This window comes from Pseudomonas antarctica (assembly GCF_001647715.1).
GTDB classification, from domain to species: domain Bacteria; phylum Pseudomonadota; class Gammaproteobacteria; order Pseudomonadales; family Pseudomonadaceae; genus Aquipseudomonas; species Aquipseudomonas antarctica_A.
In genome coordinates, this window is record NZ_CP015600.1 from 5,985,116 (window position 1) to 6,004,506 (window position 19,391).

Genomic DNA, 19,391 nt, shown 5'->3' on the forward strand with positions numbered 1-19,391 from the left:
CGGTCAGTGATCCCGAAACTGTTTATGGCAGGCTGTGCAGGCATCTTCGACCTTCTGCACCGCCGGCCCCAGGTTGCTGGCCTTGTAAGGTTGCACTTGGCTTGCGATCACCAATTCACCGGTGGCCGCTTCAAGGTTTCGGGCCAACTCCTGGAAGCGTGCCTGCTGTTGCCACACGTTGTCCTTGGCGCTGGTGTGATCTTCTTCACGCACGCTCGGGAAATGCTTCCACGGTTCGTGGGACAAGGCATCGAGCTTGACTGCGCCTTCGGCGAACTTGGCGCCGTCGAACGGGATACGCCCACGCAACATGCCGCCCAGGTCTTCGCCGGTTTTGAGCATCTGCTTAAAGATTGCCTTGCGTTGGCCCAGGGGCGAATTCGGATCGACACCGCCGCAAGCGGACAAGGTCAGGCAGGCCAGCAATACCACGGTCAGTTTTTTAAAAGTCATGATGGCTTCAAGGTCACGGGAAACGGCGGCCAGTATCCTCGCCCCGCCCGTAAAGACCAATAGCCCTATTAATAATAAGGGTTGCCTGAATGCGCCACGGCGCGGGCAACCGCTTCAGGAATTGCTTGTATGACTATTACGTTGAAACCCTGGAGCCGCCGCCTGGCGCTGGCTCTGCCGATGCTGGCGTTGTTGGCCGGATGCGATGGCGGTAAAGAGGCCCACAAAAAAGATGAAGCGGCCAAACCCCATGCGGTCGCCACTTATGTGAGCGCACCGTGGGAAGCCCTGCCAGCCGTCTCCGACAGCGATCTGCTGGCAGGGTTTGAATCCTGGCGCAGCGCTTGCCAACGCCTCAAGGCCGACCCGGTATGGGGCGCCACCTGCGCAGCAGCAGCCACCGTGCCGGGTGATGCCGTGGCGGTTCGCAGTTTTCTCAAGGAACGCCTGGATGTATTCGGCTTGCGCTCGGCCGACAACACGCCGAACGGTCTGATCACCGGCTACTACGAACCGGTCTACCCCGGCAGCCTGACCGAAACCGCCACGGCCCATGTGCCGGTTTACGGTGTGCCGGATGACCTGATCATCGTCAACCTGGAAAGCATCTACCCGGAACTCAAAGGCAAGCGCCTGCGCGGCCGTCTCGAAGGCCGTGTACTCAAGCCCTATGACGATGCCAGTACCATCAACGGCCAGGGCTCCACGGCCAAGCCGATTGCCTGGCTGACTAACCCGATGGACCTGCAATTCCTGCAGATCCAGGGATCGGGGCGCATTCAACTGGCGGGCGGGCGTCAACTGCGCGTCGGTTATGGCGACCAGAACGGCTACCCTTACCGACCGATCGGCCGCTGGCTGGTCGAGCAAGGCGAGCTGAAAAAAGAAGACGTGACCATGGGCGCTATCAGCGCCTGGGCCAAGGCGCACCCGCAACGCATCCCGGAACTGTTGGCGAGCAACCCCAGCTACGTGTTTTTCAGCGCCCGCCCGGACAGCAATGAAGGCCCGCGTGGTTCGCTGAATGTGCCGCTGACGGCGGGCTACAGCGTGGCAGTGGATCGCAAGGTGATTCCGCTGGGCAGCCTGCTGTGGCTGTCGACCACCCAACCCGATGGTTCACCCATCGCACGCCCCGTCGCCGCGCAGGACACGGGCGGCGCCATCACCGGCGAAGTGCGTGCGGACTTGTTCTGGGGCACAGGTGATGCAGCGGGTGAATTGGCCGGGAACATGAAGCAACAGGGACAGATCTGGATGTTGTGGCCCAAGGGTGCAGTGTTGCCGCAGGTGCCCGACGCACCCGCCGGGACCTGAAGACCACTGAAGATCAAATGTGGGAGCGGGCTTGCTCGCGAAGGCGGTGTATCAGCCAGCACAACTGATGACTGACCCGCCGCCTTCGCGAGCAAGCCCGCTCCCACAATGAAACCGCGTCAGCCTTTAGATCGAGACAAAGAAGAAACTCGCAATCAACGCCATGCCCACGAACCACACCAGCGAACGCAGCATCGCCCAGTCCGCCAGGTAGCAAATGATGTACAGCAGGCGGCTGGTGATAAACAGCACTGCCAGCACATTAATGGTCACCAGCGACGCTGTACCGGCCAGGTGCGCAATGATCACCGCCGCCGCAAACGCAGGCGTCACTTCAAAGCTGTTGAGCTGTGCGCTGTGGGCGCGTTTGGCGAACCCTTCGAGGGTGTCCAGGAAAGCGCGCGGGTCATGGTTCTGGCGCGGCCCGAACTTGCCGCCGCTGAACTTGGCCAAACCCGTGCACAGGTAAGGCAGAAACATTGCAATCAACACACACCAGAATGCCACCGTCATCACAGATTCCTTTTGTCGTTTTAGTCAGCGGTTAGAGTTTTAGCACTAAAAATGCGAAGCCGCACTTACCCGCTATGAGCCGTGCCGTACCGAAAGGTTCTACCCGCCTTTTGCTGCGTGGATTGCAACATCCCGCCACGGCTGCGGTCCATCCACCCATTAACAACCTGTCACTCTCCTCCAAGGACCCCGGATGCTTGAACTTGTCGCCGCCTTCATCTGCCTCACCACCCTGCTCACCTATGTGAACTTCCGTTTTATCGGCCTGCCGCCCACCATCGGCGTGATGGTCACGGCCCTGCTGTTTTCCCTGATCCTGCAAGGCCTGAGCGTTATCGGCTACCCCGGCCTGGAAGCGCGTATCCAGCAGTTGATCGGCCAGATCGACTTCGGCGACTTGCTGATGAACTGGATGCTGTCATTCCTGCTGTTCGCCGGCGCTTTGCACGTCAACCTGAATGACCTGCGCAGTTATCGCTGGCCCATCGGCTTACTCGCAACCTTCGGCGTATTAATCGCCACCGTGGTGATCGGCAGCCTGGCGTACTACATCTTTGCCCTGTTTGGCTGGCACGTGAGCTTCCTTTACTGCCTGTTGTTCGGCGCGTTGATCTCGCCTACCGACCCGATTGCAGTGCTGGGTGTGCTGCGAACCGCGAACGCCTCGAAACCCCTGAAAACCACCATCGTCGGCGAGTCGCTGTTCAACGACGGCACGGCGGTTGTGGTGTTCACCGTGCTGCTCGGCATCGCACAGTTGGGCGAAACGCCAACCGTCGGCGCCACCGCCATGCTGTTTGCCCATGAAGCCATTGGCGGCGTGGCATTTGGCGGGCTCATCGGCTACCTGGTGTACCTGATGATCAAGAGCATCGAGCAGCACCAGATCGAAGTGATGCTGACCCTGGCCTTGGTCATTGGCGGCTCGGCGATGGCCAGCGAACTGCACGTTTCCGCACCGATTGCGATGGTGGTGGCCGGGCTGATCATCGGCAACCTGGGCCGCAAACTGGCGATGAACGACATGACCCGGCGCTACCTGGATGGTTTCTGGGAACTGCTCGATGACATGCTCAACGCTCTGCTGTTTGCGCTGATCGGCATGGAGCTGCTGCTGTTGCCGTTCAACTGGCTGCACGTATTCGCCGCCAGCTTGCTCGCCGTAGCGATCCTGCTGTCACGCCTGCTAACCGTGGCCCCGGCGATTCTGTTGCTGCGCCGCTGGCGCACGGTGCCACGCGGCACCATCCGCATTCTCACCTGGGGTGGCTTGCGTGGCGGGGTTTCGGTGGCACTGGCCCTGGCCCTGCCGCTGGGCCCGGAGCGCGACCTGTTGCTGAGCATCACCTACATCGTGGTGCTGTCGTCGATCCTGTTGCAGGGCTTGAGCATCGGTAAGCTGGTCAAACACGTGACCAAAGATGAACCGGCCCCGCAAGCCGACGCCCACTGATAGACACTGGCGGCGAACGCATTTCGCCGCCAGCGCTTGCGCCTAGAGGGTCTGCACAATGATCTGGCTTTTGAGGTCGTTGAACATCGCCTCGATCATCGGCTGCATCGTCTTGAACCATTCAGGACTGCACACGGCTTGCGGGTGGCTGAACGCCAGAGTGCGGGAAACCAGCACGGTATTGCCGCTGCGCTCATAACTGGAGTCGTAGCTAACATCCGCGCCCTTGAGCGAAACGGCCTTGGGCAATGCCAGAATGTTCACCGATGCGGGAAACTCGAAGCGGGCGTTTTCGATACTCTGACTGGTGAAGCAGGTGAAGTTCTGCGCCCGTACCTTTTCCGCGGACAGCGCCTGTACATCTTGGGAGATGAGGCTTCCCAGGCGGCTGAGGGCCTGCACGCCAATCGGCCCCGGCAGGTTGACGAGGTTTTCGGTATGCCCGGCCAACGTGGTCTTGAAGCTGGGCGCATTACTGTCCAGTGCATCGGTTTGCAGCGTGCCGCTGCCCGACTGCCCATGGGCACGCAGGGTTTTCTGGATGAGCTGCTCACGCTCCCCAGGCTCGAAAGACTTGATCCCAAAGCGCATCGATTCCGTACGCCACCCTTCGGCGAGTGAGGTCTGGGTAAAGTCAGCCGCGCCTTTGTCATCAACTTTAAACACCAGCTCGGTGGACAGCCTGCCAAGCTGGGTCGCCGGGGTGCGCCCCAACTCGCCGGTACGGGTCAACAGCACCGGCTTGTCCAAATCCGGCGGCGGCAAGTAACCCGGCGCGATGGAACTGGCGGTGGAGTCCAGGTACAGATCCAGGCTGGGCACATAGGTAATTGCATGGTTTATCACCCCTAACGCCGCCACCGCGGGCAAGGTGTAGGCATTGCCCAGGTTGATCAGCGCCGGCGAGCTTTCGATAGCGACCGCCTTGAGCATGGCCTCCAGCAACGCCACATGGTCCTTGCAGTCGCCGTAGCGATTGTCCAGCACCGACTGCGCCGAGTGCGGCACCACGCCACCGGCTTCGATGTACACCGCCACGTAACGAATGTTCTTGCGCACCCAATCACTGAGTGCCAAGGCCTTGGCCCGCGGCGTCGACAAACCGGCAGTGAGTTCCCGCGCCAGCTCAGTGACTGGCGGTGTTACCTCGACCGTGGCACGTGCCTCATAGGCCTTGGCCAGCGCGCTGTAGTTCGCGAAGGTCGAGACAGCGAGGAACTGGCCATAGTCGGTGTAGGCCACTGCACTTTGTTCAGGTCGGGCTTTGTCCGTTGGCACATAGTCCCAACGATACACCTTGCGCCCTGGTGCGGCGGCCGGCGCGGAGGCCTTGAAACCGCGCGTATCGGCGTATAAGGGTTTGTCTGCCGGCAGGTCGTAGGTCAGGCTGTAACCCTCGGTCGGGTTCAAGCTCGTGGTAGCGAAGTCGGTAAACTCATCAGGAAACAATGCGGTTTTGCGTGTTCGTTTGTACCGCAGGCTCAAGCGATCGCCGACAGCGACCTCAGGGAAAATCACGACCTTAACCCGCGAATCCTGAAACATCGGCGCGCCCGCCGAAGCCCGTTCCTGTTGCTCCTTGATCTGCTGCTCGCTGACCACCACCTTGCGCCCGTCCGGCTTCTGGGTGAATGCCTCGACAATCTCCAGCGTGTCCAGGGAGCGGTTGTAACCGAAGCCCTGCTGGGCAGTGCGCCGGATGGCACGTTCTTCGTTGATCAGCACGACCTTATCGGCCTCCAGCACGTAACTGCCGTCGGCGTTGATTACATAATGCTGAGTGTTCTTTTCGATGGTGACGGAGCGATCCGCCGCATCATCCTTGGCCTGCGCCGTAGCGAACACACCCACCGCCACAACCAGCGCGCACCACCTGTGCACGCGCAAAAAAGGGAAAGCCCGCATAAAGATCCTTCTTTAAATGAATGGAAAACCGAGCAGCGACTTTGCCATTCATTTATGACGAACCGGCTTACTGCTCCTTGTTGACCTGTTGGGGGTGGCGCGGGTCTGCGTCCTTGCCCGGCAGGCTGCTTTCGCTGCGAATCTGCGCATGGCTGATCAGCGCAAAGATAAAACTGCCGCCGATGATATTGCCCGCCAGGGTCGGCCCGGCAAATATCAGCCAGAAGTCCTTCCAGGGCAGTTCGCCGGCAAACACCAGGTACGACACCTCGGCCGAGCCAACCACGATGTGGGTGAAATCCCCCAGCGCCATCAGGTAGGTGATCAGGATGATGATGAACATCTTCGCGCTTTCCATGGACGGGATCATCCACACCATGGTGGCGATCATCCAGCCGGAAATAATGCCTTTGGCGAACATCTGGCCAGGGTCGTTTTCCATGACCTTGCGGCCAATCTCAAGGAAGGCCATATCGGTCTTGGTGTCGAAAATCGGCAAGTGCAGCATCACATACGCGACCAGCAAGGTGCCACACAGGTTGCCCACCAACACCACTGTCCACAGCCGCAACAGGCGCCCGGCATTGGCCAGCGTCGGTTTGCTCATCACCGGTAGCACGGCCGTCAGGGTGTTTTCGGTGAACAGTTGCTGGCGCGCCAGGATGACGGCGAGAAAACCCGCGCAATAGCCGAAACTGGCAATCACCTTGAATGCTTCACCTTCGGGCAGGCGCGAGTTGAGCAGCCCCATGCCCATCAACGACAGGCCCATGGTCAGGCCGGCCGCCAGCGCCGACCACCACAGCGCCGCTACCGTGCGCTCCAGCTCCTGATCGCCCTGGGTGCGAATGATTTCATGCAGAACCGCCGCGCGGGGCGGTTGGTTCTTGTCGACGTCGTGTTGCTCTTCCTGCGACAAGTTGGGGGTCTTGCCGTCTGCTTGCGTGGCCATGGGCGTACCTGAACAGGGGGGTGTTATTCAGGTACGACCTGTCGCCCATCAATAGCGTTCACTGGCCAGCGGCAGTATTAATCCTTGATGCCGTCTTCCTGGAACTGATCCTTCACGTACTTGATCTCGGTACGCCCGTGGGGCGCCGGCAAACCGTCCTCACCGAGGTTGACGAAGACCATTTTTTCCACGGTCAGGATGCTTTTGCGGGTGATCTTGTTACGCACTTCACAGGTCAGGGTAATGGAGGTGCGGCCGAACTCGGTAGCGGTGATGCCCAGCTCGATGATGTCGCCCTGGCGCGAGGCGCTGACGAAGTTGATTTCGGAGATGTACTTGGTCACCACACGCTGGTTGCCCAACTGGACAATGGCGTAGATGGCCGCCTCTTCGTCGATCCAGCGCAGCAGGCTGCCGCCGAACAGGGTGCCGTTGGGGTTGAGGTCTTCGGGTTTTACCCATTTGCGGGTGTGAAAGTTCATAGTCACTCCAATGCGTCTTGCCGAATGATGGGCAACATCATGGCAGAGCGTCGGCCCAAGCTCTATGAGCCCTTGCCTATCAACCCCATGAGCGATCTTCATATGGCCGACAGAAAGGCTTGGGAAGTCTGGCGCACACAGCTATAATCGGCACCGTTTCAAAACGGTCATCTTCGATTGATACCGTTCTCCCGCCACCTGTCCGAGGGGCGCTGCAGCAGGCTCGACCTGTCAGGCTCGGATGGGGCGTTGTTGGGCCTGGTTCACCTGGCCTGATACTAAACGCACAACGGCGCCCATTCGCACACTACGAATGGAGGCTCTTCATGAGCGCTGTAATCACGCCTGCAGGTTTTACCGACTACAAAGTCGCCGATATGTCCCTCGCTGCCTGGGGCCGTCGCGAAACCTTTATCGCCGAATCCGAAATGCCTGCCCTGATGGGTCTGCGCCGCAAGTACGCCGCTGAGCAGCCGCTCAAAGGCGCGAAGATCCTCGGCTGCATCCACATGACCATCCAGACTGCCGTGCTGATCGAAACCCTGGTTGCCCTGGGTGCCGAAGTACGTTGGTCGTCCTGCAACATTTTCTCGACTCAAGACCAGGCCGCTGCTGCTATCGCTGCTGCCGGTATCGCGGTTTATGCCTGGAAAGGCGAGACCGAAGAAGAGTACGAGTGGTGCCTGGAGCAAACCATCCTCAAGGATGGCAAGCCATGGGACGCCAACATGATCCTCGACGACGGCGGCGACCTGACCGAGCTGCTGCACAAGAAGTACCCGCAGATCCTCGACCGCGTCCACGGCGTGACCGAAGAAACCACCACGGGCGTACACCGCCTGCTGGACATGCTGGCCAAGGGCGAGCTGAAAATCCCGGCCATCAACGTCAACGACTCGGTGACCAAGAGCAAGAACGACAACAAGTACGGCTGCCGTCACAGCCTGAACGATGCCATCAAGCGCGGTACCGACCACTTGCTGTCGGGCAAGCAAGCCCTGGTGATCGGCTACGGTGACGTGGGCAAGGGTTCGTCCCAGTCCCTGCGTCAGGAAGGCATGATCGTTAAAGTCTCCGAAGTAGACCCGATCTGCGCCATGCAAGCCTGCATGGACGGCTTCGAAGTGGTTTCGCCGTTCATCGATGGCGTCAATGACGGCACCGAAGCAAGCATCGACAAAGCGCTGCTGGGCAAGATCGACCTGATCGTAACCACCACCGGTAACGTGAATGTTTGCGACGCGAACATGCTCAAAGCCCTGAAAAAGCGTGCCGTTGTCTGCAACATCGGTCACTTCGACAACGAAATCGACACCGCTTTCATGCGCAAGAACTGGGCATGGGAAGAAGTGAAGCCACAGGTGCACAAGGTTCACCGCACCGGTGCTGGTGATTTCGACCCGCAGAACGACGACTACCTGATCCTGCTGGCTGAAGGCCGCTTGGTGAACCTGGGCAACGCTACCGGCCACCCAAGCCGCATCATGGACGGCTCGTTCGCCAACCAGGTACTGGCGCAAATCTTCCTGTTCGGCCAGAAGTACGCCGACCTGTCGCCAGCCCAGAAAGCCGAGCGCCTGACCGTGGAAGTGCTGCCGAAGAAACTCGACGAAGAAGTGGCCCTGGAAATGGTCCGCGGCTTCGGCGGCGTAGTGACTCAACTGACCAAGACCCAGGCCGACTACATCGGCGTGACCGTCGAAGGTCCGTTCAAGCCGCACGCTTATCGGTACTAAGCAGCTGCAAGCTTTCAGCTACAAGCGGCAAGAAAAAGCGTTTGTGCTGAGGGCTTGTCACTTCCTCGCTCTTTAAGCAGCTATTGGCTGTGAGCTTCAAGCTACAAGAACGGCACGCCGCCCTCTTGCAGCTTGAAGCTTGCAACTTGCAGCTGGAGACCTCCCCCATGTCCCAAGACCGTCGCTACAGCTTCGAGTTCTTCCCGACCAAGACCGATGCTGGGCATGAAAAACTGATGGCGACTGCCAAGCAGTTGGCCAGCTACAACCCCGACTTCTTTTCCTGCACCTACGGCGCCGGCGGCTCGACCCGTGACCGCACGATCAACACCGTGCTGCAGCTGGAAAGCGAAGTCAAAGTTCCCGCCGCTCCGCACTTATCGTGCGTGGGCGACAGCAAGGCCGACCTGCGCAGCCTGCTGACCCAGTACCAGCAAGCCGGCATCAAGCGCATAGTCGCCCTGCGTGGCGACCTGCCGTCCGGCATGGGCATGGCCAGCGGCGAGCTGCGCTACGCCAATGACCTGGTGAGCTTTATCCGTGAAGAAAGCGGCGATCACTTCCACATCGAAGTGGCGGCTTACCCGGAGATGCACCCCCAGGCGCGCAATTTCGAAGACGACCTGCAGAACTTCGTGCGCAAGGCCAACGCCGGCGCCAACAGTGCGATCACCCAGTACTTCTTCAACGCCGACAGCTACTTCTACTTTGTCGAGCGTGTACGGGCCATGGGTGTAAACATCCCGATCGTGCCGGGCATCATGCCGATCACCAACTACAGCAAGCTGGCGCGCTTCTCTGACGCTTGCGGTGCTGAAATCCCACGCTGGGTGCGCAAGCAACTGGAAGCCTATGGCGACGACGTCAAGAGCATCCAGGCGTTCGGCGAGCAGGTCATCAGCGAGATGTGTGAACAATTGCTGCAAGGTGGCGCACCAGGGCTGCACTTCTACACCCTGAACCAGGCTGAACCCAGCCTGGCCATCTGGAACAACCTCAAGCTGCCACGCTGAGGCTTGCCCGATTGCGGTGCATTTAAAACAAAAGGCCCTCGCATTGACGAGGGCCTTTTTGTTTTAAATTTGATCAGGCAACTTTGAATGACAGGAGATTCGCCGGGTGATCGTTTGACTTTGCACTAACTGACAGGTGCGTGCGCTTGTTTTCTGTACACATATAAATAGACCGCAATTGACACTGATGCCGTTAAAAATGCCATGCATGCAGCCACAACAAAAGGTGCTGGGCGACCACCCGCGATGATGAGCACTGTTCCTAAAGAAGGCCCCATTATAACGCATAGTATTTGGAGGCTCCTGAAAGACATGGATACTCTTCCGATATTGTCAGGAGGGCATAATTGCTGAAGGATTATATTTGAAGATATTATTAACGTCTCATAGCCGAAGCCATTCAAAAACCAAACCAGCGGATAGAGATGGGCTCTTCCAGGCACTTGGAAAAACACTAAAGCAGCTGTCAGGATTAGTGCTGCAGAGAAAACAACTAATGCGCTTGAACGAAGTAGAATTTCATCGATATTGCTCCACTTGAACTTCATCAGCAGTGCGGCACCTATCGCGCCTCCGGCTGTTGCGGAGACGATTACTGAAAAATTAACTGGAGGTAAACCTTCATAGGCTAGAAAGGACGCCAAATGCGGGTCGTAAATCCCTAAAGCCAGCGATGTCAGTAGGGAGTAAAAAAAGCCTATGCGTAGTTGAAAGGGCAAGGCATTGAATATAGAGAGTCCTCTTGTGATGTCGCGATAGAGTGGAAGGGCTTTCGTAGAGGTGTCAGCCATTTGCGTTCGGAATGCCAGGCAAATAGACCTTAAAAGTGGAAAGGTTAATAAAACGGCGGCAGCCGACAAAAAGAACAAATCCTTAGGTGATAAGACAGCCGTTAACACGCCTGCTAGTAACGGTGCAAAAATTTTGGAAGACTGATCAAATACACTGACGTGGCTGAAAAAAGATTTGCGCTCTTCAGCAAGTATCAGTTGCCGAACCATAATGGTTATCGAAGGGAAGTAAAATAAGTTTGACACGCCTTTGAAGATGACGAAAAACAAAAAGCTCTGAAGGTCTGGAGACACTGCTAGCGCTACGGTAGACAGTGTGCGGAGTAAGGCGCCAAATACTAGCGTTTTTCTTACGTCATATCGATCTATCAGGGTTCCTACAATAGGACCTAGCAACAACATAGGGGCACCTAGGCAAAAAGCCAGGAACGCTATTGATGAAGGAGAGGCATGCCATAGATAAACGGGAACCGTGAAAATCAAAAAAATATCAAGCCATAGTGAAAGACTGGATAGCGCTTGCACGCAAATAAGCTTACTTGACGTTTTCATTATGCCGATCTGAATTTAGAAAAAGTTTGTCTTCAAATACGAATCCGTCGAGCTCATGTTCACTGGCAAATCGATACAGGTCGCTCAACCTATTTATAAACCCGCGCCCGTTAAAATTTAGGGAGGTGTTACAAAGTACGCCGACTCCTGACACATCAAGATAGGCGCTTAGCAACTGATGCATACGAAGATTCTGCGATTTATTGACTGATCATATATAGCGCCTCAGGATTATTGCATTCGCAGATGTGCGATGCACTCAAACCGTATGAGGGCCTATTATGATTGTCAATTTCATTTTCTTGAATTGTATTGTTTTTCAGTTGGTTTTTAGTGTGTTTTTTGTAGGAGCTTATCGGATTGTTCTGATGGGTATTTCCTACATTTCGCTCCACCGTCGACTTCTAAAAATACTGATTAATACACAAGACTGTAATATCCAGTTGCATATACGCCAAAGTTCAGTTGTCGTTGTGGCACGCATATTTTTCTTCGCGGATGCTCAATTTAGAGAGTTTAGTTGGAGACACCCAGTGCGGCGCATGGAAGGTCTACGTTGATATTGACCTGCATCTGGGGTTTACCCTTGCGGCTGTGAACGCCATGCGTACTGTGTATTACGCGTTATGAAGCGTTCTGTACTGAGGGTGATTCTTCAAAAATCCGGCCGATCTTTCAGGGAACGATGTACCAGCATTCTTCAAAATGTGAGCAGAACGCCAGGGTAAACTAAGCCTCAAGCGTTAAGAAAAGCCCGCAGCGATGCGGACTTTTTTGTCGCTGTGTCCACATCAACTTGCCCGCGAATGCTTGTGCCAGAGCTTCTCTTTAGCGAAGGAGCATCGTAATCTCAGGGTATGCCCGTCATTCTCAAGTTGTTGACCGCTGCGCTTTTTACTTGCCTGAGCCTCACCGCCTACGGCGAGAAACTACGCATTGTCACTGAGCCCTGGGCGCCTTATGTCTACGACGAAAACGGCAGCATGCGCGGCCTGGACTATGAAACCACGGTGACCGTGTTCCAGCGCCTGGGTGTCGATGTGGAGTGGCAATTCCTGCCCTGGAAACGCTGCCTGGCCATGCTCGACCAGGGCCATGCCGACGGTGCGCTGGATATTTTCCACAGCCATGACCGCGACGCCCAGCTGCTTTACCCCAGTGAGCCGCTGTCGGAAGTCGAGTTCGTGCTGTTCTACGCCAATGCGCGACCACACTCCGCCGAAAGCATCGATGACCTGCAGGGGCTGACCGTCGGCATTTCGCCGGGCTACCTCTATGGCGACGCCTTCAGCGAATCCACCCTGTTCAACCGCGAGCCGGCCGCCAGCCACGAGGCCAACTTCGGTAAGCTGTCATTGGGACGTATCGACCTGGTCATCACGGATCGCCGGGTGGGCCAGCATGTGATCAAGGCCATGGGCCTGGAAGGCAAAGTCAGCCAGGCGCCCTTCGTGGTCAGCCGCCAGCAGCAATTTCTCGCCGTACGCCGTGGCGCGGGCATGGACCTGCTGGTGCAACGCTTTGCGGCCGAGCTCAAGCGCTTCAAGCAAGAACCGGCCTACGCAGCCTTGAGCGCCAAATATGGCGGAATCCAAGCCATTACGGCCTCCGAACACACCGTTGAGCAGCAGGAAAGCAGCGCGCAGTGATTGCTCTGTTATACTCCGGCCTTTCCGCCAGGCTCACGCCCGGCCGCTGAGGTCTTGAAAAAGGCACCTAACCCCGCTACTGCGCAGCTTTCAGCCCGCGCGAGCCGGTGGAGTGCCCGCCAGACGCAGCAGGACCGGACGGGGTTGCGCTCCCCTAAGCGCCATTCACGCCCGGCAAGATTATCCCTTTGGGCCAAGCCCTAACTAAAACAGGATTACTCATGTCCTTTGCTTCCCTCGGTCTCTCCGAGGCTTTAGTCCGCGCCATCGAGGCAGCGGGCTATACCGAGCCTACTCCGGTGCAACAGCGGGCCATTCCCGCCGTGTTGCAAGGTCGCGACCTGATGGTTGCGGCTCAGACAGGTACTGGTAAAACCGGTGGTTTCGCCCTCCCGATTCTGGAGCGGTTGTTCCCCAACGGTCACCCGGACAAATCCCAGCGTCACGGCCCGCGCCAACCGCGCGTACTGGTCCTGACCCCTACCCGCGAACTCGCCGCCCAAGTGCACGACAGCTTCAAGCTGTATGCCCGCGACTTGAAGTTCGTCAGCGCCTGCATCTTCGGCGGCGTCGGCATGAACCCACAGGTTCAGGCCATGTCCCGCGGTGTTGACGTGCTGGTCGCCTGCCCGGGTCGTTTGCTCGACCTGTGCGGCCAAGGCAGCGTTGATTTGTCCCACGTGGAAATCCTCGTGCTGGACGAAGCCGACCGCATGCTCGACATGGGCTTTGTCCATGACGTGAAAAAGGTCCTCGCCCGCCTACCGGCCAAACGTCAGAACCTGCTGTTCTCGGCAACGTTCTCCAACGACATCACCGCCTTGGCCGGCAAGCTGCTGCACAACCCGGAGCGCATCGAAGTCACGCCGCCGAACACCACGGTCGAGCGTATCGAGCAACGCGTATTCCGCCTGGCCGCCAGCCACAAGCGTTCCCTGCTGGCGCACCTGATCACCGCCGGCGCCTGGGAACAAGTGCTGGTGTTCACCCGTACCAAGCACGGCGCCAACCGCCTGGCCGAGTACCTGGACAAGCACGGCCTCACCGCTGTCGCCATCCACGGTAACAAGAGCCAGAACGCGCGCACCAAAGCCCTGGCCGACTTCAAGGCCGGTGAAGTGCGCATCCTGGTCGCCACCGACATCGCCGCACGCGGCCTGGATATCGACCAACTGCCACACGTGGTCAACTTCGAGCTGCCGAACGTCGACGAAGACTACGTGCACCGTATCGGCCGTACCGGCCGTGCCGGTCGCTCGGGTGAAGCCATTTCCCTGGTCGCACCGGACGAAGAAAAACTGCTGAAAAGCATCGAACGCATGACCAAGCAGAAAATCGCCGACGGCGACCTGATGGGCTTCGATTCCAGCACCGTGGAGGCTGAGAAGCCTGAAGCGCGTGAGCGTCCGGACGTGCGTAACCCACGCAACCCACGCGGTCCGAAGGGCGATGGCCCGAACGGCGGCGGTGGTGGCGGTGGTCGTCGCGACAAGGGCAAAGACAAGGGCGGCAAAGAAAAAGCGCCTACCAACGGCCGTGGCGAACGCCCAGTCCGCGAGCAGAAGCCACGTGAAGGCACCCCGGCCCGCGAACAGCGCCAGCCGAGCCAACCGCCACGCGCCACAGCTGATCGTGCCCCGGACGAATTCCTCGACGATGACGTGGATAACTTCGGTAACCGCGTTGACTACGTGCCTCAGGCCAAACCGGCTCAAGGCCGTGGCCGCCGTCCGGGTGCTCCGGCACCGGCTGCAGGTGCAGGTGCAGGTGCTCCACGTGGCGGCCAGCCACAGGGCGGTCGTCAGAACGGTCCACGCAACAGCAGCGGCGGCACCACTGGCACCCCACCTGCCAAGCGCAGTGGCCCGCGTAATGGCGCGCCGCGTGACGGTCAAGCCCGTCGCGAAGACTCGCGCAGCAGCAACAACCGCCGCCCGGCCCGTGACGATCAGCCACGCGCGTCCGAACCTGCCGTGCAGAACCCGCGCGGTGGCCCGGCGCCGAAAATCATCCACAAGGAGTCGAAAGCTGATCGCTTCCCGACACCCGAGCAGTTGGATCAACTGCCAGGCCGTCCTCGTGGTGAAAAACCAGCGCTGCTGACCCGCAACCGCTGAGTGTTCGACGGTAAATAAAAACGCCCCGACTGTTCGGGGCGTTTTTGTATCTGGCGGTCAGCGCATTAATCCGTCACTTCACCGGCCTTGTGAAACAGCTTGGCGAAGATCATCCAGCGGCCATCCACTTTCATCAGATTCAAGTAGTCGACCATCACGTTATTGAACAGGCGCAAGCGTACTTTAACGATGGCCATTTCTGCCGACATCACATCAATCATCAGCACTTCGTCAAGTTGCGGAAAACCGCCTTCCCGGGGCGACTTACGGCCCTGAACCATCGCCCTGTACTCATCAAAAGGCCGAACCACCACGGCCGAATTTTGCGCGCTATACAACACGCAGCCTCGATGAAACACTTGATCGAACGCATTCAAGTCCTGGGTTTGCAACACATTAAAGTAGTCTTTCAGAAACGCTTGGATTTCATTAATCATGCCTAACAACTCCCGATTTTTCTGCAAGGCGTTATTTAAATAAATAACTTGTCGCCATTATCGGTAGCTCACTCATTTCACGTATAGCGGCTATTATTGGGCTTTCCCGTGAAAGGAATTCACCTATTGAAGCTCCCTCCACTCGCCGCGTTGCGTGCCTTCGAGGCGGTCGCCCGGCTGGGCAAGGTGAACCTGGCGGCCATTGAGCTGCACGTCACCCACAGCGCCGTCAGCCACCAGATTCGTTCACTGGAAGAGTATTTGGACATCGCTTTGGTGGCGCGCAGCGGGCGTTCCCTGGTGCTGACGGATGAAGGCCGTGTTTATGCCTACCAGATCAGGCAGGCGCTGGGCGAAATAGCCGGGGTCACCGATAAGCTTCTGGCAAAAAACAAGCACCCGCTACTGACCCTGTCGGTGCTGCCCTCCTACGCCATGCATTGGTTACTGCCACGGTTGCACGACTTCATGAGCGCCCATCCCGGTCTGCGCCTGAAACTGGAATCGTCCATGGAGTTCGCCAGCTTCGAGCAGGGCCTGATCGATTGCGCCATCCGCTTCGGCCACGGCCAATGGCCCGATATGCATTGCGAAACGCTGATGACCGACTCATTGCTGGTGGTCGCCGCGCGCGACTTCAACCACGGCGTACTGCCCGATACACCGCAAGCCATCCTGGAGCAGCCACTGCTGCACGCCAGTGAAAGCTGGCCGACCTGGCTGGGTGCCGCAGGCGTGGAGGGGCAACGCCCTCATGCTGCGCTGGAATTCACCGACTCAACTTTGTTGCTCGAAGCGGTCAGGCTCGGGCATGGCGTCGCATTGACCCGACGTTCGATTGCCCATTCACTGATTCAACGCGGGGATCTGGTCAAGCTCACCGATATTGAACCGGCGCATTCTTCACGCTATTACCTGGTCTGGCCGATGGGGACCAAACGTTCGGCGCAACTGATAGCCCTGCACACGTGGCTCAACGACCAGGTCGCGACGTATCAAGACAGCCTGTAACCCACGCACAGCAAAACGCCGACCCGGAGGTCGGCGCTTTGCATTTAAAACAGCGAAATAATTACTTCGCTTTCACACCTTCAAACGTCACGTACAGCTCAACAGTGTTGGACGCTGGGCCCAGGTCCATCTGCTTGCCGAAGTCCTGGCGGTTGAAGCTGGTGGTGCCTTCAAAGCCGGCACGGTAGCCGCCCCATGGATCTTTGCCTTCACCCAGGAAGGTGGCCTTGACGACGATCGGCTTGGTCACGCCGTGGAAAGTCAGGTCGCCGGTCACGTCGGCAGTGACTTGGCCTGCAGCATTTTTACCGGTGGTTTTAACACTGGTGGAGACGAACTTGGCATCGGCAAACTTGCCAACGTCCAGGAAGTCTTTGCTGGAGATGTGCTTGTCACGTTCGGCGTGGTTGGTGAACACGCTGGCGGTACGTACGTTGAACTCGATCTTGCTGTCTTCAGGCTTGGCAGCGTCGAAGCTGAACTTGCCGTCCAGGTCCTTGAAAGTACCGGTGATGAAGCTATAGCCCAAGTGGCTGATCTTGAAGTCAACGAAGGCGTGCTGGCCTTCTTTGTCGACAACATAATCAGCGGCCATCACCGAACCTGCGGACATCAGAGCAGAACCGATTGCCAGAGCGGCGAGCGTCTTTTTCAACATGCTTTCTATTCCTTGTGAGTCGAGGTTGAACATCAGGCTTTGCGCCCCAGCATTCGCGTCAGGGTCGCATCACGATCGATAAAATGGTGTTTAAACGCAGCCACGCCGTGCAAGCCGGCGAAGACCACCAACACCCAGGCGAGGTACAGATGCACCACACCGGCGGTGTCTGCCTGGTCCGGTAGCCCGGAAACCACGGCAGGAATCTCAAACAGGCCAAACACCGGGATACCGACACCGTCTGCGGTGGAAATCAGGTAACCGGCAATCATCACGGCAAACAGCCCGAGATAAAGGAAAGCATGGCCAAACGCAGCCCCGATACGGGTCAAGCGGCTGTAGCTGGCCAGTGGAGGCGGCGGCGGGCTGATCAGGCGCCAGACAATGCGCACCAGCATGATGGCGAACAGCGTAATGCCAATGCTCTTGTGCAGGTCAGGCGCGTCTTTGCGCCAGGTGCTGTAATAGTCGAGACCGACCATCCACAGGCCCAGGGCGAACAAACCGAACACCACCAGGGCCACGCCCCAGTGCAAAACAATGCTGACCCAGCCATAGCGGGCCGGTGAGTTACGTAGTTGCATGTCCCAAATCCCGTAAGAGCTGTGCCCAAGACTAGCGATTTACCTATCGAATTAAAGCGGAAAATTTCGCTTTGAAATATCGAGAAATACGATCAAGAGGTTATGCACAGTACGTTAACAATGGATTAAGGACTATTCCTAAGAAACGTGACAGTCCGTCCCGCGTTTACTGCCAATTCATCCGTAATGGGTTGTGACACCGTCTGGCATTGCATAGGCTTGCGCGATTGTTTCGCCTGCGCCGGCCGCAGGTCCGCTTCGAGGAGATAGACGATGGGCTTGAATAACCAGTGGATGCAACGCGACCTCGCGGTGCTGTGGCATCCCTGCACCCAGATGAAAGACCACCAGCAACTGCCGCTGATCCCGATCAAGCGCGGTGAAGGCGTCTGGCTGGAAGACTTCGAAGGCAAGCGCTACCTCGACGCCGTCAGCTCCTGGTGGGTCAATGTGTTCGGCCATGCCAACCCGCGTATCAACCAGCGCATCAAGGACCAGGTGGACCAGCTGGAACACGTGATCCTCGCCGGTTTCAGCCACCAGCCGGTGATTGAGCTGTCCGAACGCCTGGTGGCGATGACGCCCGACGGCCTGACCCGCTGCTTTTATGCCGATAACGGCTCGTCGTGCATCGAAGTCGCGCTGAAGATGAGCTTTCACTACTGGCTCAACCGCGGCCTGCCGAACAAAAAGCGCTTCGTCACCCTGACCAACAGCTACCACGGCGAAACCATCGCTGCGATGTCGGTCGGCGACGTGCCGCTGTTTACCGAAACCTACAAGGCGCTGCTGCTGGACACGATCAAAGTGCCGAGCCCGGATTGCTACCTGCGCCCCGAAGGCATGAGCTGGGAGGAACACTCGCGCACGATGTTCCTGGCCATGGAACAGACCCTGGCCGAGCATCACGACACGGTCGCCGCCGTGATCGTCGAGCCGCTGATCCAGGGTGCCGGCGGCATGCGCATGTATCACCCGGTGTACCTCCAGCTGTTGCGCGTAGCCTGCGACCGCTACGGCGTGCACTTGATCCACGACGAAATCGCCGTCGGCTTCGGCCGTACCGGCAGCATGTTCGCCTGTGAACAGGCCGGCATCCGCCCGGACTTCCTGTGCCTGTCCAAGGCCCTCACCGGCGGCTACCTGCCGCTGGCGGCCGTGGTCACCACCGACGACGTCTACGACGCTTTCTACGACGACTACCCGACGCTGCGCGCCTTCCTGCACTCCCACAGCTACACCGGCAACCCGCTGGCGTGCGCGGCGGCCCTGGCGACGCTGGATATTTTCGAAGAAGACAACGTCATCGAAAACAACAAGGCCCTGGCCCAGCGCATGGCCACGGCCACCGCGCACCTGGTTGACCACCCGCATGTGTCGGAAGTGCGCCAGACCGGCATGGTGCTGGCCATCGAGATGGTCCAGGACAAAGCCACCAAAACCGCCTACCCGTGGCAGGAGCGCCGTGGGTTGAAAGTGTTCGAACACGCCCTGGAACGCGGTGCTCTATTGCGGCCGCTGGGCAGCGTGGTGTATTTCCTGCCGCCGTACGTGATTACGCCGGAGCAAATCGACTTTTTGGCTGAAGTGGCCAGTGAAGGCATCGATATTGCGACCAACAGTAAAGTCAGCGTGGCAGTGCCAAAGGACTTCCACCCAGGCTTCCGAGATCCAGGTTGATTGAATTCACTCAACTGATCGGGTGTCAGGGCTACCTTCATCGCGGGCAAGCCCGGCGCCCACAGGTTTTGTATTTTTCCAGAGAACA

The 19,391-nt window shown here is 58.2% G+C and carries 18 protein-coding genes and 1 riboswitch; of the genes, 8 read left to right on the top strand and 10 right to left on the bottom strand.

The features are described from left to right. Positions 1 to 3: 3 nt before the first annotated feature. The gene (locus A7J50_RS27210; RefSeq protein WP_064454500.1) at positions 4 to 453 is read right to left on the bottom strand and encodes a c-type cytochrome; all 450 of its coding nucleotides are present in this window, start codon (positions 451 to 453) and stop codon (positions 4 to 6) included. Positions 454 to 582: 129 nt separating this feature from the next. Between A7J50_RS27210 and A7J50_RS27215 the strand changes: the two genes are divergently transcribed. Beyond that, positions 583 to 1,770: a murein transglycosylase A gene (locus A7J50_RS27215; RefSeq protein ID WP_064454501.1), complete on the top strand. Its 1,188-nt coding sequence runs from the start codon at positions 583 to 585 to the stop codon at positions 1,768 to 1,770. Positions 1,771 to 1,896: 126 nt separating this feature from the next. Here A7J50_RS27215 and A7J50_RS27220 read toward each other — a convergent pair whose 3' ends face one another. Then, positions 1,897 to 2,283: an MAPEG family protein gene (locus A7J50_RS27220; RefSeq protein ID WP_064454502.1), complete on the bottom strand. Its 387-nt coding sequence runs from the start codon at positions 2,281 to 2,283 to the stop codon at positions 1,897 to 1,899. A 193-nt stretch (positions 2,284 to 2,476) separates the two neighbouring features. On the opposite strand from A7J50_RS27220, the gene A7J50_RS27225 reads away from it, so the two are divergent. Then, complete coding sequence (locus A7J50_RS27225) at positions 2,477 to 3,736, top strand: cation:proton antiporter (RefSeq protein ID WP_064454503.1); 1,260 nt, start codon at positions 2,477 to 2,479, stop codon at positions 3,734 to 3,736. Between the two features lie 42 nt (positions 3,737 to 3,778). Here A7J50_RS27225 and A7J50_RS27230 read toward each other — a convergent pair whose 3' ends face one another. The 3 genes from A7J50_RS27230 to A7J50_RS27240 all read right to left on the bottom strand — a co-directional run bounded on the left by A7J50_RS27230 (position 3,779) and on the right by A7J50_RS27240 (position 7,075). Next, positions 3,779 to 5,641 carry a DUF3857 domain-containing transglutaminase family protein gene (locus tag A7J50_RS27230; RefSeq protein ID WP_064454504.1) on the bottom strand — a complete coding sequence of 621 codons (1,863 nt, stop codon included), beginning with the start codon at positions 5,639 to 5,641 and terminating at the stop codon, positions 3,779 to 3,781. A 67-nt stretch (positions 5,642 to 5,708) separates the two neighbouring features. Beyond that, positions 5,709 to 6,593, bottom strand: coding sequence for a formate/nitrite transporter family protein (locus A7J50_RS27235; protein WP_064454505.1), 885 nt, complete (start codon positions 6,591 to 6,593; stop codon positions 5,709 to 5,711). A 77-nt stretch (positions 6,594 to 6,670) separates the two neighbouring features. Further along, entirely contained in the window at positions 6,671 to 7,075 is a 405-nt protein-coding gene (locus A7J50_RS27240) for an acyl-CoA thioesterase (protein ID WP_064454506.1), read from the bottom strand. Positions 7,076 to 7,273: 198 nt separating this feature from the next. Then, a riboswitch (S-adenosyl-L-homocysteine riboswitch) is annotated at positions 7,274 to 7,380 on the top strand. A gap of 21 nt (positions 7,381 to 7,401) precedes the next feature. On the opposite strand from A7J50_RS27240, the gene ahcY reads away from it, so the two are divergent. Then, a complete protein-coding gene (ahcY, locus tag A7J50_RS27245) occupies positions 7,402 to 8,811 on the top strand; it encodes an adenosylhomocysteinase (RefSeq protein ID WP_064454507.1) in 1,410 nt (469 codons plus the stop codon). 167 nt (positions 8,812 to 8,978) lie between these two features. Continuing rightward, positions 8,979 to 9,824, top strand: coding sequence for a methylenetetrahydrofolate reductase [NAD(P)H] (gene metF / locus A7J50_RS27250; protein WP_064454508.1), 846 nt, complete (start codon positions 8,979 to 8,981; stop codon positions 9,822 to 9,824). A gap of 125 nt (positions 9,825 to 9,949) precedes the next feature. Here metF and A7J50_RS31080 read toward each other — a convergent pair whose 3' ends face one another. Both A7J50_RS31080 and A7J50_RS32355 read right to left on the bottom strand, forming a co-directional pair. Beyond that, positions 9,950 to 11,167: an MFS transporter gene (locus A7J50_RS31080; RefSeq protein ID WP_237140869.1), complete on the bottom strand. Its 1,218-nt coding sequence runs from the start codon at positions 11,165 to 11,167 to the stop codon at positions 9,950 to 9,952. Further along, positions 11,151 to 11,351 (bottom strand): carbamoyltransferase C-terminal domain-containing protein, encoded by a 201-nt coding sequence (locus tag A7J50_RS32355; protein WP_082895960.1) that lies wholly within the window; start codon positions 11,349 to 11,351, stop codon positions 11,151 to 11,153. Before A7J50_RS32355 ends, A7J50_RS31080 begins: the two co-directional genes overlap by 17 nt. A 673-nt stretch (positions 11,352 to 12,024) precedes the next feature. Here A7J50_RS32355 and A7J50_RS27255 point away from each other — a divergent pair. Next, a complete protein-coding gene (locus A7J50_RS27255) occupies positions 12,025 to 12,816 on the top strand; it encodes a substrate-binding periplasmic protein (protein ID WP_064454509.1) in 792 nt (263 codons plus the stop codon). A gap of 221 nt (positions 12,817 to 13,037) precedes the next feature. After that, complete coding sequence (locus A7J50_RS27260) at positions 13,038 to 14,933, top strand: DEAD/DEAH box helicase (RefSeq protein WP_064454510.1); 1,896 nt, start codon at positions 13,038 to 13,040, stop codon at positions 14,931 to 14,933. Positions 14,934 to 14,998: 65 nt separating this feature from the next. On the opposite strand, the gene A7J50_RS27265 is transcribed toward A7J50_RS27260, so the two are convergent. Continuing rightward, on the bottom strand, positions 14,999 to 15,370 hold the full coding sequence (locus A7J50_RS27265) for a nuclear transport factor 2 family protein (protein ID WP_064454511.1): 372 nt from the start codon (positions 15,368 to 15,370) through the stop codon (positions 14,999 to 15,001). 126 nt (positions 15,371 to 15,496) lie between these two features. On the opposite strand from A7J50_RS27265, the gene A7J50_RS27270 reads away from it, so the two are divergent. Further along, positions 15,497 to 16,381 carry a LysR substrate-binding domain-containing protein gene (locus A7J50_RS27270; RefSeq protein ID WP_064454512.1) on the top strand — a complete coding sequence of 295 codons (885 nt, stop codon included), beginning with the start codon at positions 15,497 to 15,499 and terminating at the stop codon, positions 16,379 to 16,381. A 61-nt stretch (positions 16,382 to 16,442) separates the two neighbouring features. Here A7J50_RS27270 and A7J50_RS27275 read toward each other — a convergent pair whose 3' ends face one another. After that, the gene (locus A7J50_RS27275) at positions 16,443 to 17,039 is read right to left on the bottom strand and encodes a YceI family protein (RefSeq protein ID WP_064454513.1); all 597 of its coding nucleotides are present in this window, start codon (positions 17,037 to 17,039) and stop codon (positions 16,443 to 16,445) included. A 32-nt stretch (positions 17,040 to 17,071) separates the two neighbouring features. Beyond that, on the bottom strand, positions 17,072 to 17,623 hold the full coding sequence (locus tag A7J50_RS27280) for a cytochrome b (RefSeq protein WP_064454514.1): 552 nt from the start codon (positions 17,621 to 17,623) through the stop codon (positions 17,072 to 17,074). 273 nt (positions 17,624 to 17,896) lie between these two features. On the opposite strand from A7J50_RS27280, the gene A7J50_RS27285 reads away from it, so the two are divergent. Beyond that, complete coding sequence (locus A7J50_RS27285) at positions 17,897 to 19,303, top strand: adenosylmethionine--8-amino-7-oxononanoate transaminase (RefSeq protein WP_064454515.1); 1,407 nt, start codon at positions 17,897 to 17,899, stop codon at positions 19,301 to 19,303. Positions 19,304 to 19,391: the final 88 nt, after the last annotated feature.